The 14999-nt window shown below is 62.0% G+C and carries 15 protein-coding genes; 8 read left to right on the top strand and 7 right to left on the bottom strand.

What is annotated here, in order from left to right; translation table 11 throughout:
• Positions 1-447: 447 nt before the first annotated feature.
• From fepC to fepD, 3 genes are read right to left on the bottom strand one after another with little or no spacing between them, the layout of a single operon-like run.
• Positions 448-1248: an iron-enterobactin ABC transporter ATP-binding protein gene (gene fepC, locus MXM41_RS10845; protein WP_325931888.1), complete on the bottom strand. Its 801-nt coding sequence runs from the start codon at positions 1246-1248 to the stop codon at positions 448-450.
• The gene (gene fepG, locus MXM41_RS10840) at positions 1245-2234 is read right to left on the bottom strand and encodes an iron-enterobactin ABC transporter permease (protein WP_325931887.1); all 990 of its coding nucleotides are present in this window, start codon (positions 2232-2234) and stop codon (positions 1245-1247) included. The genes fepC and fepG overlap by 4 nt, the downstream gene beginning before the upstream one ends.
• On the bottom strand, positions 2234-3238 hold the full coding sequence (gene fepD, locus MXM41_RS10835; protein WP_325931886.1) for a Fe(3+)-siderophore ABC transporter permease: 1005 nt from the start codon (positions 3236-3238) through the stop codon (positions 2234-2236). The genes fepG and fepD overlap by 1 nt, the downstream gene beginning before the upstream one ends.
• Before the next feature lie 111 nt (positions 3239-3349).
• Here fepD and entS point away from each other — a divergent pair, with 111 nt between their 5' ends.
• On the top strand, positions 3350-4597 hold the full coding sequence (gene entS, locus MXM41_RS10830) for an enterobactin transporter EntS (protein WP_325931885.1): 1248 nt from the start codon (positions 3350-3352) through the stop codon (positions 4595-4597).
• A 105-nt stretch (positions 4598-4702) separates the two neighbouring features.
• On the opposite strand, the gene fepB is transcribed toward entS, so the two are convergent.
• Positions 4703-5662, bottom strand: coding sequence for a Fe2+-enterobactin ABC transporter substrate-binding protein (gene fepB / locus MXM41_RS10825; RefSeq protein ID WP_325931884.1), 960 nt, complete (start codon positions 5660-5662; stop codon positions 4703-4705).
• A 187-nt stretch (positions 5663-5849) separates the two neighbouring features.
• Here fepB and entC point away from each other — a divergent pair, with 187 nt between their 5' ends.
• The 7 genes from entC (at position 5850) to MXM41_RS10790 (ending at position 13369) form a co-directional block, all read left to right on the top strand.
• Positions 5850-7025: an isochorismate synthase EntC gene (gene entC / locus MXM41_RS10820; RefSeq protein ID WP_325931883.1), complete on the top strand. Its 1176-nt coding sequence runs from the start codon at positions 5850-5852 to the stop codon at positions 7023-7025.
• A gap of 9 nt (positions 7026-7034) precedes the next feature.
• Positions 7035-8645 carry a (2,3-dihydroxybenzoyl)adenylate synthase EntE gene (gene entE, locus MXM41_RS10815; protein WP_325931882.1) on the top strand — a complete coding sequence of 537 codons (1611 nt, stop codon included), beginning with the start codon at positions 7035-7037 and terminating at the stop codon, positions 8643-8645.
• 11 nt (positions 8646-8656) lie between these two features.
• Complete coding sequence (locus MXM41_RS10810) at positions 8657-9511, top strand: isochorismatase (RefSeq protein ID WP_325931881.1); 855 nt, start codon at positions 8657-8659, stop codon at positions 9509-9511.
• Between the two features lie 2 nt (positions 9512-9513).
• The gene (gene entA / locus MXM41_RS10805; protein WP_325931925.1) at positions 9514-10260 is read left to right on the top strand and encodes a 2,3-dihydro-2,3-dihydroxybenzoate dehydrogenase EntA; all 747 of its coding nucleotides are present in this window, start codon (positions 9514-9516) and stop codon (positions 10258-10260) included.
• The gene (entH, locus tag MXM41_RS10800; RefSeq protein WP_325931880.1) at positions 10261-10674 is read left to right on the top strand and encodes a proofreading thioesterase EntH; all 414 of its coding nucleotides are present in this window, start codon (positions 10261-10263) and stop codon (positions 10672-10674) included. It abuts the gene before it with no gap.
• 281 nt (positions 10675-10955) lie between these two features.
• Positions 10956-13061 carry a pyruvate/proton symporter CstA gene (gene cstA, locus MXM41_RS10795; RefSeq protein WP_325931879.1) on the top strand — a complete coding sequence of 702 codons (2106 nt, stop codon included), beginning with the start codon at positions 10956-10958 and terminating at the stop codon, positions 13059-13061.
• Positions 13062-13171: 110 nt separating this feature from the next.
• Positions 13172-13369 (top strand): YbdD/YjiX family protein, encoded by a 198-nt coding sequence (locus MXM41_RS10790; RefSeq protein ID WP_325931878.1) that lies wholly within the window; start codon positions 13172-13174, stop codon positions 13367-13369.
• On the opposite strand, the gene MXM41_RS10785 is transcribed toward MXM41_RS10790, so the two are convergent.
• From MXM41_RS10785 to MXM41_RS10775, 3 genes are all read right to left on the bottom strand, one after another.
• Positions 13366-13770, bottom strand: coding sequence for a helix-turn-helix transcriptional regulator (locus MXM41_RS10785; RefSeq protein ID WP_325931877.1), 405 nt, complete (start codon positions 13768-13770; stop codon positions 13366-13368). The two genes, MXM41_RS10790 and MXM41_RS10785, sit on opposite strands and share 4 nt — an antisense overlap.
• Entirely contained in the window at positions 13751-14047 is a 297-nt protein-coding gene (locus MXM41_RS10780) for a type II toxin-antitoxin system RelE family toxin (protein WP_325931876.1), read from the bottom strand. Before MXM41_RS10780 ends, MXM41_RS10785 begins: the two co-directional genes overlap by 20 nt.
• A gap of 190 nt (positions 14048-14237) precedes the next feature.
• The gene (locus MXM41_RS10775; protein ID WP_325931875.1) at positions 14238-14981 is read right to left on the bottom strand and encodes a 3-oxoacyl-ACP reductase family protein; all 744 of its coding nucleotides are present in this window, start codon (positions 14979-14981) and stop codon (positions 14238-14240) included.
• Positions 14982-14999: the final 18 nt, after the last annotated feature.

Raw genomic sequence — 14999 nt, 5'->3', positions numbered from 1 at the left:
AGCGCACGGAGCCGTCTTTTCACCCTCGCCCCTTGGGGAGGGGAGCGCACGGAGCCATCTTTTCACTTTCGCCCCTTTGGGAGGGGAGCGCACGGAGCCATCTTTTCACCCTCGCCCCTTTGGGAGGGGATCGCACGGAGCCGTCTTTTCACCCTCGCCCCTTTGGGAGGGGGATCGCACGGAGCCGTCTTTTCACCCTCGCCCCTTGGGGAGGGGAGCGCACGGAGCCCTCTTTTCACTCTCGCCCCTTGGGGAGGGGAGCGCACGGAGCCGTCTTTTCACTCTCGCCCCTTGGGGAGGGGAGCGCACGGCGCCGTCTTTTCACCCTCGCCCCTTGGGGAGGGGAGCGCACGGCGCCGTCTTTTCACCCTCGCCCCTTTGGGAGGGGAGCGCACGGAGCCGTCTTTTCACCCTCGCCCCTTTGGGGAGAGGGCCGGGGTGAGGGGATCAGATTGCACGTTTCCCGAGCGGCACCACCAGCGGGGTGCCTGCCACCGGATCGTCAATAATCATGCAGCGCATGCCGTAGATCCGCTCGATCAGATCCGGGGTGACGATCGCTTTCGGCGCCCCCTCCGCCACGATCTTGCCGTCGCGCAGGGCTATCAGATGGGTGGCATAGCGGCAGGCCTGGTTCAGATCGTGCAGCACCGCCGCCAGGGTAAAGCCCCGGGTGCGGTTGAGATCGCTCAGCAGCTCCAGCAGATCGATCTGATGACTGATATCCAGCCAGGTGGTCGGCTCGTCCAGCAGCATGATCGAGGTTTCCTGGGCCAGCACCATCGCGATCCACGCTCGCTGGCGCTGCCCGCCGGAGAGGGTATCCACGCTCTGCGCTGCCAGGTCGGTAATCCCCGTCGCCTGCATCGCTTTGGTCACTGCCGCCTCATCCTCTTTGCGCCAGCGGGTAAACAGCGGCTGGTGCGGATAGCGTCCACGCGCCACCAGCTCCTGAACGGTAATATCCCCCGGCGTGGTGGCGTTTTGCGCCAGCAGCCCGACCCGGCGCGCTACCTCTTTGCTGGCAAAGCGCTGGATCTGCTCTCCGTCAAGATACACATTACCGTGAAGCGGCGTCATCAGACGGCTCAGGGTGCGTAAGAGCGTCGATTTGCCGCAGCCGTTGGGACCGATAATGGCGGTAAAGTGGCCGTCAGGGATCGCCACCTGTAAATTCTCCGCCACGGTTTTTTTACCGTAGCCGAGGGTCAGATTGTCGCCGCGCAAGCGGGTTGCAGTCTCTGTCATTTCTTGCGGGACTCCTGAACAAGCAAGACGATAAGGTAGATGCCGCCAAGGCTGACGGTCACCACCCCTACCGGAAGTTGATACGGCATAAACAGCTGCTGGGCGCAGAGATCCGCCGCCAGCAGCAGCAGCGATCCGCACAGCGCCGACTGGGTCAACCCCCAGCGGGCGGTGCCGCTCAGACGGCGGGCAATGTGCGGCGCCACCAGCGCAATAAAGGAGATCGGCCCGGCGATGGCGGTGGCTGCGGCGGTTAACACCACCGCCACCAGCATCAGCATCAGACGCGAACGTTCGACGCTGACCCCCAGCGCACAGGCGCTGTCGTCGCCCATCTCCAGCAGGCGCATACGCTTCACCAGCAGTAATGCGCAGATGAACATCAGCACGATCAGCGGGGCGGCAGGCAGGGTTTTGGCCCAGGTCAGGCCGTTGAGCGACCCGGCGAACCACAGCCCGGCCGAGAGCGAGGTCTCCAGCGATGCCTGCAGCAGCAGCCAGGTGTTAAAGGCCATCAGCATTGCGCGCATGCCGATGCCGATGATGATCAGGCGGAAGGTTTCGATCCCGTCGCGCCAGGCCAGTCCCCAGACCACCAGCGAGGTGAGAATACCCCCCGCCATGGCCGCAAGCGTAATGGCCGTCAGGTGCTGGCCAAACAGCACCATCGCCACCAGCACGCCGCTCCAGGCCCCGGTGTTAAAGCCCATCACGTCCGGGCTGCCGAGTGGGTTACGCATCAGCGACTGGAAAATCGCGCCGCTGATGCCGAGCGCCGCGCCCACCAGCAGCGCCATCGTCACTCGCGGCAGCCGCCATTCGTTGACCACCAGCATAATGTTGCGCGGCGCATTGCCGGTGAGGGCGTTAAAGACCTGGGCGATATCAAGGGTGACCGCACCGCTCTTAAGGCTGACCATCCCCACGCCGAGGCTGACCAGCACCAGCAGCAGGCAGCTGATGACTAAACGACGGGACGGCGCCATCACAGGGCACCTCCGCGCTGACGGCGCACCAGGAAGATCAGCACCGGCGCGCCAATAAAGGCGCTGACCACCGACACCCGCAGTTCGCCGGGCACCAGCAGGCGCCCCAGGATATCGGCAAACAGCAGCAGGGCAGGGGTGGCAAGCAGCGTCACCGGCAGCGACCAGCGGTGATCGGCCCCCACCAGCCACCGGGCCATGTGCGGCATCATCAGGCCGATAAAGGCGATGGGGCCGACTACCGCCGTGGCGCTCCCGCACAGAACGGTGATGGTCAGCAGCCCCAGCAGTTGGGTACGCGCCACGCGGCTGCCCAGCGCGGTAGCGGTGTCGCTGCCAAGGCTCAGGCTGTTCAGCGCCCGGCTTAACAGCAGCGCCACCGCGGCGGCAATCAGCACCGGCACGCTCACCACCTGCAGGGTTTGCAGGGTACGGATATCCAGGGAACCCGCCTGCCAGAAGCGCAGCTGGTCGTAAACGTCCGGGTTGAGCAGGGCGATGCCGTTGGAGAGGCCCTCCAGCACCGCGCCCAGCGCCACGCCCGCCAGGGTCAGGCGCACCGGGCTGAGCTGGCCCCCGCCCTGGCTGCCGGTAAAGGCCACCAGCAGCGAGGCGGCAAAGGCGCCGCACAGCGCCATCACCAGCTGTTCGCCGGGGGAAGAAAAACCAAACAGCGCCGCGCCCAGCACGATGGCGAAGCTCGCCCCGGCGTTAACGCCAAGAATGCCGGGATCGGCCAGCGGGTTGCGGGTCAGGGTTTGCATCAGGGCCCCGGCGAGACCCAGGGCCGCGCCCGCCAGCAAGCCGGCAAGGGTGCGCGGTAATCGGGCATCCCGCACGATGGTGCAGTCGGCGCTTTGACAGGTGGCGGAGAGCGCGTCCACCACTACGGAAAACGGCAGCGGTTTGGCACCCACCAGCAGGCTGAGGGCGATCGCCAGCGTGAGCAGTAACAGTAAGCCGGGCACGGCAAAGGCGCGTGACGCGGAAAGGGAGTACGACATAGCTACATCCATGATTTGATAATGATAGTAATTATCGTTATCTATCTTATTCAGCTATGTTAGCATGTGCGGCCATGGAATTGGTACAAAAGAAACCATTAAGGCTTTGTAATGACCCGACAATCCTGGCTGCTCAATCTCAGCCTGTTGAAGACCCACCCGGCGTTTCGCGCTGTTTTTATTGCCCGTTTTATCTCCATTCTCTCCCTTGGCCTGCTGGGGGTTGCCGTTCCGGTACAAATTCAGATGATGACCCACTCCAGCTGGCTAGTGGGGCTCTCGGTCACCCTGACCGGCGGGGCGATGTTTATCGGCCTGATGGTGGGCGGGGTACTGGCGGATCGCTACGAGCGTAAGAAACTGATTTTGCTGGCGCGCGGCACCTGTGGGGTGGGCTTTGTCGGATTATGTCTGAACGCGATGCTGCCGGAGCCGTCGTTAATCGCCATCTACGTGTTAGGCCTCTGGGACGGCTTTTTTGCCTCACTGGGCGTAACGGCGCTGCTGGCGGCAACGCCCGCGCTGGTAGGGCGTGAGAATCTGATGCAGGCGGGGGCGATCACCATGCTGACCGTGCGCCTGGGCTCGGTCATCTCGCCGATGGTCGGCGGCCTGCTGCTTGGCACCGGGAATGTCGCCTGGAACTACGGTCTGGCGGCGGCGGGCACCTTTATCACCACCCTAACCCTGCTGCGTCTGCCTTTACTGCCGCCTCCGCCGCAGCCGCGCGAGCATCCGCTCAAATCCCTGCTGGCGGCGATCCGTTTTCTGTTCAGCAACCCGCTGATCGGCGGCATCGCTCTGCTGGGCGGGCTGCTGACGATGGCGAGCGCGGTGCGGGTGCTCTATCCGGCGCTGGCGCTGGAGTGGCAGATGAGCGTGTCGCAGATTGGCCTGCTGTATGCCGCCATCCCGCTGGGCGCGGCCTTTGGCGCGCTCACCAGCGGCAACCTGGCGCAGAGCGCGCGTCCGGGGCTGATTATGCTGCTGGCGACTCTGGCCTCGTTTATTGCTATCGGCTTCTTCAGCCTGATGCCGGTCTGGGCGCTGGGCGTGGTCTGTCTGGCGCTGTTTGGCTGGCTGAGCGCGGTCAGCTCGCTACTGCAATATACCCTGATTCAGACCCAGACACCGGAGGCGATGCTCGGGCGGATCAACGGCCTGTGGACGGCGCAGAACGTCACCGGCGATGCGATTGGCGCGGCGATTTTGGGTGGCCTGGGGGCGATAATGACCCCGGTGGCCTCGGCGAGCAGCAGCGGGTTTGTGCTGGCGATGGTGGGGGCGATATTGCTGGTGGTGCTGGCGGAGTTACGCCGGTTCCGGCAGGAGGTTGTTTTAAACGACAGTGCGGCCTGAGCGCCTCACCCCAGCCCTCTCCCCAAAGAGGAGAGGGAGCCGACCGTGCCAATCTTATTTGTGGGGATCCCTCAACCCAAAGGGAGAGGGAGGAAAGCGAGCACTTTACTTAAACAACGCCTCTAACCGCGCCAGAACGCGTGTCGCGCTGAAGTAATCCAGACGGAAGGTCTCCGTACCCAGCGCCCAGACGCGCTTGTTTTGCACCGCCGGCAGATGGGCCAGCAGCGGGTTGGCGTAAATCGCATCCACGTCTTTCTGGTCGCCGGCAAACAGGAACAGCCCTTCGCCGTTCAGCCCGGCCGCCAGATTTTCACCGCCCAGCTGAACGATGTCGTGGCGTTTACCCTGGCTCTGGGACGGATTCAGCCCGGCGGGCAGGGTGGCCAGGGAGAAGCCCAGCTGTTGCAGTAGCTTGCCCTGGGCGGATTCGGCGGTCCAGAGATTGGCGCTGTGGGCGGCGGCGGTATAGACGATGGCGTTAACCGGCTGCGGCGGCAGCTTCATCTGCTGCTTCACCCGGGCGAGCTGCTTATCAAATTCCGCAATCCGCGCCGCGGCCTGTTTTTCCTGGCCGGTGATGGTGCCGAGCTGGGTCAGCAGCGCCTGCCAGCTTTTATCGTCGTAATTAATGATAAGCGTCGGGGCGATGGCGGAGAGTTGATCGTAGAGCGCGATGGCAGAATCCCCCCCGGTGGCGCTGATCAGGATCAGATCCGGCATCCGGGCGGCAACGGCTTCGGCGCTCGGCTCGCCGATGTAGAGCCGCGCCAGCTTACGCTGTTTTGCGATGTCGCCCCACTGGCGCAGAAAGCCCTGATCGTCCGCCACCCGGTTGTTTGGCGTGGTGGCGCCGCTGGCCACCACCGGGGCGTCAATCGCCAGCAGAGAGCCGGTGAGGGTCACGCTGGTGGAGACAATGCGCGTCGGTTTGCGCTCAAGCGTGTGCGTTCCGCGGCTGTCGGTGACCTGACGCGGCCAGTCGGCGGCGACTGCTGAGGTTAATCCTGAAAGTAAAAGGCTGATTAAAAGCAGGGTGTTACGGCAAGCAACGGGCAGTTTCACTAAGGTGCTTCCTGTTTTTGTTGAAGTTAATGCTTCTCATTTTCATGAATGAGGCGAAGGGATGCAAGCGATAGTCGCACAAGTTGCGCGCTCTGCGGTTGACACCACCGCGCTCTGGGATTAGGTTAGCCAGCGAAAATATAAATGATAATAATTCTTACTGCTTTTATCATTTCAGGAGGATGATATGGATACGTCACTGGCTGAGGATGTTCAGCACACCGCGACCCGGCTGCAGAAAGACAGCTTCTTTTTTATGTCGCCTTATCGCAGCTTTACCACGTCTGGCTGTTTTGCCCGGTTCACGACCCCTGCCGTCAACGGCGACGATCCGACGAGTGCCTTTCAGCAGCAGCTGGCGCAGGCCTTTGCCGATGCGAAAGCCGCCGGAATCGCTGACCCGGTCATGGTGGGGGCCATCCCGTTTGATACCCGCCAGCCCTCGTCGCTGTTTATCCCGCAGCAGTGGCAGAGTTTTGCCCGCCCGGCGCGCCAGCACTCTGCCCGTTACGTCGCCCAGACGCCGCCGCTGAAGGTGACCTCCCGCACCGAGATCCCGGCACAGTCAGCCTTTGAAGAGATGGTGGCCCGCGCCGCCGCGCTGACGGCTACCCCGCGCGTCAACAAAGTGGTGCTCTCCCGCCTGATCGACATCGCAACGACGGAGGACATCGACAGCAGCGCGCTGCTGGAAAAACTGATTGCCCAGAACCCGGCCAGCTTTAACTTTCACGTTCCGCTGGCGGACGGCGGGGTGCTGCTGGGCGCCAGCCCGGAGCTGCTGCTGCGTAAAGAGGGGGCACACTTCAGCTCCCTGCCGCTGGCGGGTTCCGCCCGTCGTCAACCGGATGACATCCTCGATCGCGAGGCGGGCAACAAGCTGCTGGCCTCGGAAAAAGATCGTCACGAACACGAGCTGGTCACCCAGGCGATGAAAGCGGTGCTGGCCCCGCGCAGCCATCAGCTGACCATGCCCGCTTCTCCGCAGCTCATCACCACCCCGACCCTGTGGCACCTGGCTACGCCAGTAGAGGGTGAGGCGCGCGAGCATGAAAACGCCCTGACTCTGGCCTGCCTGCTGCACCCGACCCCGGCCCTGAGCGGCTTCCCGCACCTGGCGGCAAAAGCGCTGATTGCCGAGCTGGAGCCGTTCGACCGCGAACTGTTCGGCGGCATTGTCGGCTGGTGCGACAGCGAAGGTAACGGCGAGTGGGTGGTGACCATCCGCTGCGCGCGCATTCAGGCCAACAGCGTGCGCCTGTTTGCCGGTGCCGGAATTGTTCCGGCCTCTTCGCCGGTCGCCGAATGGCGTGAAACCGGCGTGAAACTGACCACCATGCTGAACGTTTTTGGCTTGCACTAAGGATTAAACATGACCCTTCCCTTTACCCGCTGGCCCGATGATTTTGCCCGCCGCTATCGTGAAAAAGGTTACTGGCAGGATCTGCCCCTGACGGACATTCTGACCCGCCACGCCGACAGCGACGCGCTGGCGATTATCGACGGTGAACGGCACATTACCTATCGCCAGTTCCAGCAGTCCGTCAACAACCTCGCCTGTGCGCTACAGGCCACAGGGATCAAGCGGGGCGAAACCGCGCTGGTGCAGCTGGGCAACGTCGCCGAGTTCTACATCACCTTTTTCGCGCTGTTGCAGGTGGGCGTGGCCCCGGTTAATGCCCTTTTCAGCCATCAGCGCAGCGAGCTGAACGCCTATGCCGCGCAGATCAAACCTGCGCTGCTGATTGCCGATCGCGAACACGGGTTGTTTGCCGGTGATGATTTCCTGAATACCTTTGTCGATCAGCACCGCTCTGTGCGCGTGGTGCTGTTGCGCGGTGATAACGGGGAACATGCCCTGGAAGCGGCGATTGCACGACGGGCGGAGAATTTTATCGCCACGCCAACCCCGGCGGACGAAGTGGCCTTCTTCCAGCTCTCCGGCGGCAGCACCGGCACGCCGAAGCTGATCCCGCGCACCCACAACGACTACCTTTACAGCATTCGTCGCAGCAACGAGATCTGCGGCATTACCGCTGATACGCGTTACCTGAACGCGCTGCCGGCAGCGCACAACTTCGCGATGAGCTCGCCGGGCACGCTGGGGATCTTTATGGCCGGAGGCTGCGTGGTGCTGGCCCACGATCCGAGCGCCACCCTCTGCTTCCCGCTGATTGAACAGCATCAGGTAACCGTCACCTCGCTGGTACCGCCCGCGGTCAGCCTGTGGTTACAGGCCATCAGCGAAGGGGCGGGCAACGCGCAGCTGGCGTCGCTTGAGCTGCTGCAGGTGGGCGGGGCGCGCCTCTCCGCGACCCTCGCGACCCGCATTCAGGCCGAGATTGGCTGCCAGCTGCAGCAGGTGTTTGGCATGGCCGAGGGGCTGGTGAACTACACCGCGCTGGATGATACGCCGGAGCGCATTATCAATACCCAGGGCCGCCCGATGTGTCCGGATGACGAAGTCTGGGTGGCCGACGAGCATGGCAATCCGCTGCCGCGCGGCGAGGTCGGGCGCCTGATGACCCGCGGGCCTTACACCTTCCGCGGCTATTTCAACAGCCCGGAGCACAACGCCAGCGCCTTTGATGAGAACGGCTTTTACTGCTCCGGAGATCTGATCGCCATTGACGAGCAGGGCTACATCACCGTGCAGGGGCGCGAGAAAGACCAGATCAACCGTGGCGGGGAGAAGATTGCCGCCGAAGAGGTGGAAAACCTGCTGCTGCGCCACGAGGCGGTGATCCACGCCGCGCTGGTCAGCATGGAGGACAGCCTGCTGGGCGAGAAGAGCTGCGCGTACCTGGTGGTGAAACAGCCTCTGCGCGCGGTGGAGGTGCGCCGTTTCCTGCGCGAGCAGGGCGTCGCTGAGTTCAAACTGCCGGATCGGGTGGAGTGCCTGGACGCACTGCCGCTGACGCCGGTAGGGAAAGTCGATAAAAAACAATTACGCCTGTGGCTGGCCGAGCGGGCGCAGGGCTGAGGAGCAAGACGATGGCAATTCCAAAATTAACCGGTTACGCGCTGCCAGGGGCGGCCGACCTGCCGACCAACAAAGTGAGCTGGACGCTGGAGCCTTCCCGCGCCGCGCTGCTGATCCACGATATGCAGGAGTATTTCCTCAATTTCTGGGGAGATAACTGCCCGATGATGGCGCAGGTGGTGGCGAACATCGCCCGGCTGCGCGACTACTGCAAACAGCAGGGTATCCCGGTCTATTACACCGCCCAGCCGAAAGAGCAGAGCGATGAAGACCGCGCCCTGCTGAACGACATGTGGGGGCCGGGGCTGACCCGTTCGCCGGAGCAGCAGCGCATTGTCGCTGAGCTGACCCCGGACGAAGACGACACCGTGCTGGTGAAGTGGCGCTACAGCGCGTTTCACCGCTCTCCGCTGGAGCAGATGCTCAAAGAGAGCGGCCGTGACCAGCTGATCATCACCGGCGTGTACGCCCACATTGGCTGCATGACCACCGCCACCGACGCCTTTATGCGCGACATTCAGCCATTCTTCGTTGCCGATGCGCTGGCCGATTTCACCCGTGACGAGCACCTGATGTCGCTCAAATACGTGGCCGGTCGTTCCGGACGCGTGGTGGTTACCGACGAGCTGCTGCCGTCGCTGCCGGCCAGTAAAGCGGCGTTGCGCAAGCTGATCCTGCCGTTGCTGGATGAGTCCGACGAGCCGATGGATGATGAAAACCTGATCGACTACGGTCTGGATTCGGTGCGAATGATGGCTCTCGCGGCGCGCTGGCGCAAAGTGCATGGCGATATCGACTTCGTGATGCTGGCGAAAAACCCAACCCTGGATGCCTGGTGGGCGCTGCTCTCCCGCGAGGTGAAATGATGCTGGACTTCACGGGTAAAACCGTCTGGGTGACCGGGGCCGGCAAAGGCATCGGTTACGCTACCGCGCAGGCGTTTGCTGAGGCGGGGGCAAAGGTGACGGGTTTTGACGTCGCCTTCCCGCAGGAGAATTATCCCTTTGCCACCGAAGTGCTGGACGTGGCGGACGCGCAGCAGGTGAATGCCGTCTGCGGGCGGCTGCTCGCGACTGTCGAGCGTCTGGACGTGCTGGTTAACGCCGCCGGTATTTTACGCATGGGAGCAACGGATCAACTGTCGCAGGACGACTGGCAGCTGACCTTTGCGGTCAACGTCGGCGGCGCGTTCAACCTGTTCCAGCAGACGATGGGTCAGTTCCGTCGTCAGCAGGGCGGGGCGATTGTGACCGTGGCTTCCGACGCGGCCCACACCCCGCGCATCGGCATGAGCGCTTACGGCGCCTCGAAAGCGGCGCTGAAAAGTCTGGCCCTGACCGTCGGTCTGGAGCTGGCGGGCAGCGGCGTGCGCTGTAACCTGGTGTCGCCGGGCTCCACCGATACCGACATGCAGCGCACCCTGTGGAAAAGCGACGACGCGGAACAGCAGCGTATTCGCGGCTTTGGCGAGCAGTTTAAGCTCGGGATCCCGCTGGGTAAAATTGCCCGTCCGCAGGAGATTGCCAGCACCGTGCTGTTCCTCGCCTCCGACCACGCCAGCCACATCACCCTGCAGGATATCGTGGTGGACGGCGGCTCCACGCTGGGGGCGTAGATGATCTGGAAACGTCATTTATCGCTGGAGGCGCTGAACGCCACCAGCCAGAACACTATGGTGGCGCATCTGGGCATCGTCTATACCCGTCTTGGCGACGATACCCTTGAAGCCGAGATGCCGGTGGATGCCCGCACCCATCAGCCGTTTGGTCTGCTGCACGGCGGCGCGTCGGCGGCGCTGGCGGAAACGCTCGGGTCGATGGCCGGTTTCCTGATGACCCGCGAGGGGCAGAGCGTGGTGGGAACGGAGCTGAACGCCACCCATCACCGGGCAGTGGCGCAGGGAAAGGTACGCGGCGTCTGTCAGCCGTTGCATCTCGGGCGCACCAGCCAGAGCTGGGAGATCGTGGTGTATGACGAGCAGGGACGGCGCTGCTGTACCTGCCGGTTGAGTACCATGGTGTTGGGGTAGAGAGTTCGGCTGTGTGCCGGGTGGCGCTGCGCTTACCCGGCCAGGGGTTCGTGGTATGCCAGGCCCGGTAAGGCGAAGCCGCTACCGGGCATTACAGCGCTGTGCCCCGTTTTCATTAAGGTTCTCCGCCGCTGGACGGGATGAAAGTGATCGGCTTAACAATGTTATGTAAATGACTGGTTGGATGTCTGTTTTTACGTGTAGTTGAGTTGTTAAATCTTAAGTGAGTGTTATAGATACAAAATGTAACATCTCACTTCTGCGATGATGGAAACCATATCATGAACAACTCAGGGAAATACCTCTTATGGGCAGGGCTCTCCGTGGTGGGAGCCTTTGCGCTGGGCTATATCGCCCTCAACCGCGGTGAACAGATTAATGCGCTGTGGATAGTCGTCGCAGCGGTCTGTATCTATCTGATTGCCTATCGTTTTTACGGCAAATTTATCGCCCGCAACGTGCTCTCGGTCGACCCGACGCGCATGACGCCTGCGGTGCGGCATAACGACGGGCTGGACTATGTGCCCACCGACAAAAAAGTGCTGTTTGGTCACCACTTTGCCGCTATCGCCGGGGCCGGGCCGCTGGTGGGGCCGGTACTTGCCGCGCAGATGGGCTACCTGCCGGGGATGATCTGGATCCTCGCCGGGGTGGTGCTGGCCGGGGCAGTGCAGGACTTTATGGTGCTGTTCGTCTCCACCCGCCGCGACGGGCGTTCCCTCGGTGAGCTGGTGAAAGAGGAGATGGGGCCGACCGCCGGGGTGATTGCGCTGGTGGCCTGCTTTATGATCATGGTGATCATCCTCGCAGTGCTGGCGATGATTGTGGTGAAAGCCCTGACCCACAGCCCGTGGGGGACATATACCGTCGCCTTTACCATTCCGCTGGCGATCTTTATGGGTATCTACATTCGCTACCTGCGCCCGGGACGCATCGGCGAAGTGTCGGTGATTGGCCTGGTCTTCCTGGTGTTCGCCATTATTTCCGGCGGCTGGGTGGCCGAGAGCCCAACCTGGGCACCGTACTTTGACTATACCGGCGTGCAGCTGACCTGGATGCTGGTGGGCTATGGCTTCGTGGCGGCGGTGCTGCCGGTGTGGCTGCTGCTGGCGCCGCGCGATTACCTCTCCACCTTCCTGAAAATCGGTACCATCGTTGGGCTGGCGATTGGCATTCTGATTATGCGCCCGACCCTGACCATGCCTGCGGTAACCAAATTCATTGACGGCACCGGCCCGGTCTGGTCCGGCAACATGTTCCCGTTCCTGTTTATCACCATCGCCTGTGGCGCGGTCTCTGGCTTCCACGCCCTGATCGCCTCCGGCACCACGCCGAAGATGCTGGCCAATGAAAATCAGGCCTGCTTTATCGGCTACGGCGGCATGCTGATGGAGTCCTTTGTGGCCATTATGGCGCTGGTCTCGGCCTGTATTATCGATCCGGGCGTCTACTTTGCGATGAACAGCCCGATTGCGGTGCTGGCGCCTGCCGGTACGGCGGACGTGGTGGCCTCTGCGGCGCAGGTGGTCAGCGGCTGGGGCTTTAGCATCACCCCGGATACGCTGGCCCACATTGCCAATGAAGTAGGCGAGCAGTCGATTATCTCCCGGGCGGGCGGTGCGCCGACCCTGGCGGTGGGGATGGCCTATATTCTGCACGGGGCGCTGGGCGGCCTGATGGACGTCTCCTTCTGGTATCACTTCGCGATCCTGTTCGAAGCGCTGTTTATCCTGACGGCGGTGGATGCCGGGACGCGTGCGGCGCGCTTTATGCTGCAGGATCTGCTGGGGGTGATCTCCCCTGGCCTGAAACGCACCGAATCACTGCCTGCTAACCTGCTGGCGACGGCGCTCTGCGTGCTGGCGTGGGGCTACTTCCTGCATCAGGGGGTGGTCGATCCGCTGGGCGGCATCAACACCCTGTGGCCGCTGTTCGGTATCGCTAACCAGATGCTGGCCGGTATGGCGCTGATGCTCTGCGCGGTGGTGCTGTTCAAGATGAAACGTCAGCGCTACGCCTGGGTGGCGCTGGTGCCGACCGCCTGGCTGCTGATCTGTACTCTGACCGCCGGCTGGCAGAAAGCCTTCAGCCCGGATGCGAAAGTGGGCTTCCTCGCTATCGCCAACAGGTTCCAGGCGATGATCGACAGCGGCAACATCCCGGCGCAATACACCGAGTCGCAGCTCTCCCAGCTGGTGTTTAACAACCGTCTGGATGCCGGGCTGACTATCTTCTTTATGGTGGTGGTTGTGGTGCTGGCCCTGTATTCTCTGAAGACCGCGATGGCTGCCCTGAAACAGGACAAGCCAACGGCGAAAGAGACGCCATACGAGCCGATGCCGGCCAACTATGAAGAGATTGTGACCCAGGCGAAAGGGGCACATTAACCTAATCCCCCTCACCCCTGCCCTCTCCCCACAGAGGAGAGGGTGTTTCAAGTTCCCTCTCCCCTGTGGGGAGAGGGTTAGGGTGAGGGGCAATAAGTGAGAGAAAAGCGATGTTCGATACCCTGTCCAAAGCCGGTAAGTATTTAGGTCAGGCAGCAAAAATGATGATCGGCGTGCCGGATTACGATAACTACGTCGAGCATATGCGCGTCAACCATCCCGACCAGACGCCGATGACCTACGAAGCCTTTTTCCGCGACCGCCAGGATGCCCGCTACGGCAGCAAAGGCGGGGCCAAGTGCTGTTAACCCTCTTTCGGTAAGTAAAGGCTAATCTGCTCCTGACGGCAGCCATAAATGGCCGCCAGTTTTTCGCGGGTGCGTTTTTGCGGGCGGGAGCCAACGGCTTCCAGCTGTGAGACGGCGGACTGGCTGATGCCGAGTTTGTCGGCGACCTCCTGCTGGGATAAGCCGCGACAGATGCGCCAGGCCGCCTGCAGGCTGACGTTTTCGCTATGCATTACGTTGCAGACCTCTCCCGGCAAGCCAACGTTATCGTAGATATCTGATTCGTAAGGAATATCTTTCCATTCGCTTTCATCGTCGTCATCCAGCTCCAGCATGGCTAAGCGCATGCGAAGATAGTCGCTGTACGGAATGACGGCATATTGCGTTTTTCCCTCTTCATCCTTAATTAACTGCACAGTCATATTCCATATGCTCCTCATGAAGATAGGTGGTTGTTGTTCGACGCTTAACGGACACCACATAACAGGTATCACTTTGCTGATTCTTAAGGGTGTAGATGACCCTGTAATCACCCACCCGCAATCGATGGTGGTTTTCGGGTGAGGACAATTTTTTAATATCCGCCACGGGAGCGGCATGGTCATCCAGACTTGCCAGCCTGCGTGCAATACGCCAGCGGTAGCGGGGATCGATTTTCGCTAACTGCTCCTCCGCGGTTTTTGACCAGACAATCTTCATCCGTACCTCCACTGTACGCCCACGCAAAATATAAGGAAATAATAAGACTATTAGATAAATTCCGACTTACTTATGGGGTACTGTAGGGCGAGGGGGAGAGCGGAAAAAGCGGCAAAAGCGCGTTCGTCGAGGCGGGTCGAAAACGCCTCTGCCGGGCGACAGAGGCTTACATCAAAGCTGCGAGCAGGTGTCAGGCGTTCAGCCCGCCATCTACATCCAGCCCGGTGCCGGAGATGTGCCCGGCGGCGGGGCTGGCAAGAAACGTCACCGCGGCGGCGACATCGTCCGGCTGGCCATAATGTCCGAGTGCAATGAGCTGACGCTGGGATTCAGCCTGTTCACCATCCTCCGGGTTCATATCACTGTTGGTGGGGCCGGGATGGACCAGGTTAACGGTAATGCCGCGCGGGCCAAGGTCACGTGCCAGCCCGCGGGTCAGGGAATTGAGCGCTGATTTGGTCATCGAATAGACGGCGATACCCGGCTGGGCAACGCGGTTCGCCAGACAGCTGCCGATGTTGATGATGCGACCGCCGTCGGACATATGCACCAGCGCCTCCTGAATGGCAATCACCACCCCGCGAATGTTGACGTTGATAAGGGCATCAATGTCCGCCAGGGTCATGGACTCCAGCGGGCCGCCGCGGGCGATCCCGGCGTTGTTCACCAGAATATCCAGCCCGCCCAGGGTGCGCGCCGCCTGGGTGACGGCATCCTGAATCGCCTGCGCGCTGGCGCTGTCCGCCTGTATGGCCTCACCGTTTCGCCCCAGCGACCGGATTTCATCCGCCACGGTCTGGGCTTTGTCGGCGGACTTTTCATAGGTGATAACCACATCGGCACCGGCCCGGGCCAGCGACAGCGCAATGGCGCGACCCAACCCACGGCTGGCACCGGTAACCAGTGCCTTTTTACCTGTTAAATCGATCTGCATGATGACCTCGTTACGAGA

The organism is Leclercia adecarboxylata (assembly GCF_035787115.1).
Classification (GTDB): Bacteria; Pseudomonadota; Gammaproteobacteria; order Enterobacterales; family Enterobacteriaceae; genus Enterobacter; species Enterobacter adecarboxylatus_E.
This window is presented reverse-complemented; position numbering and strand designations above follow the sequence as displayed.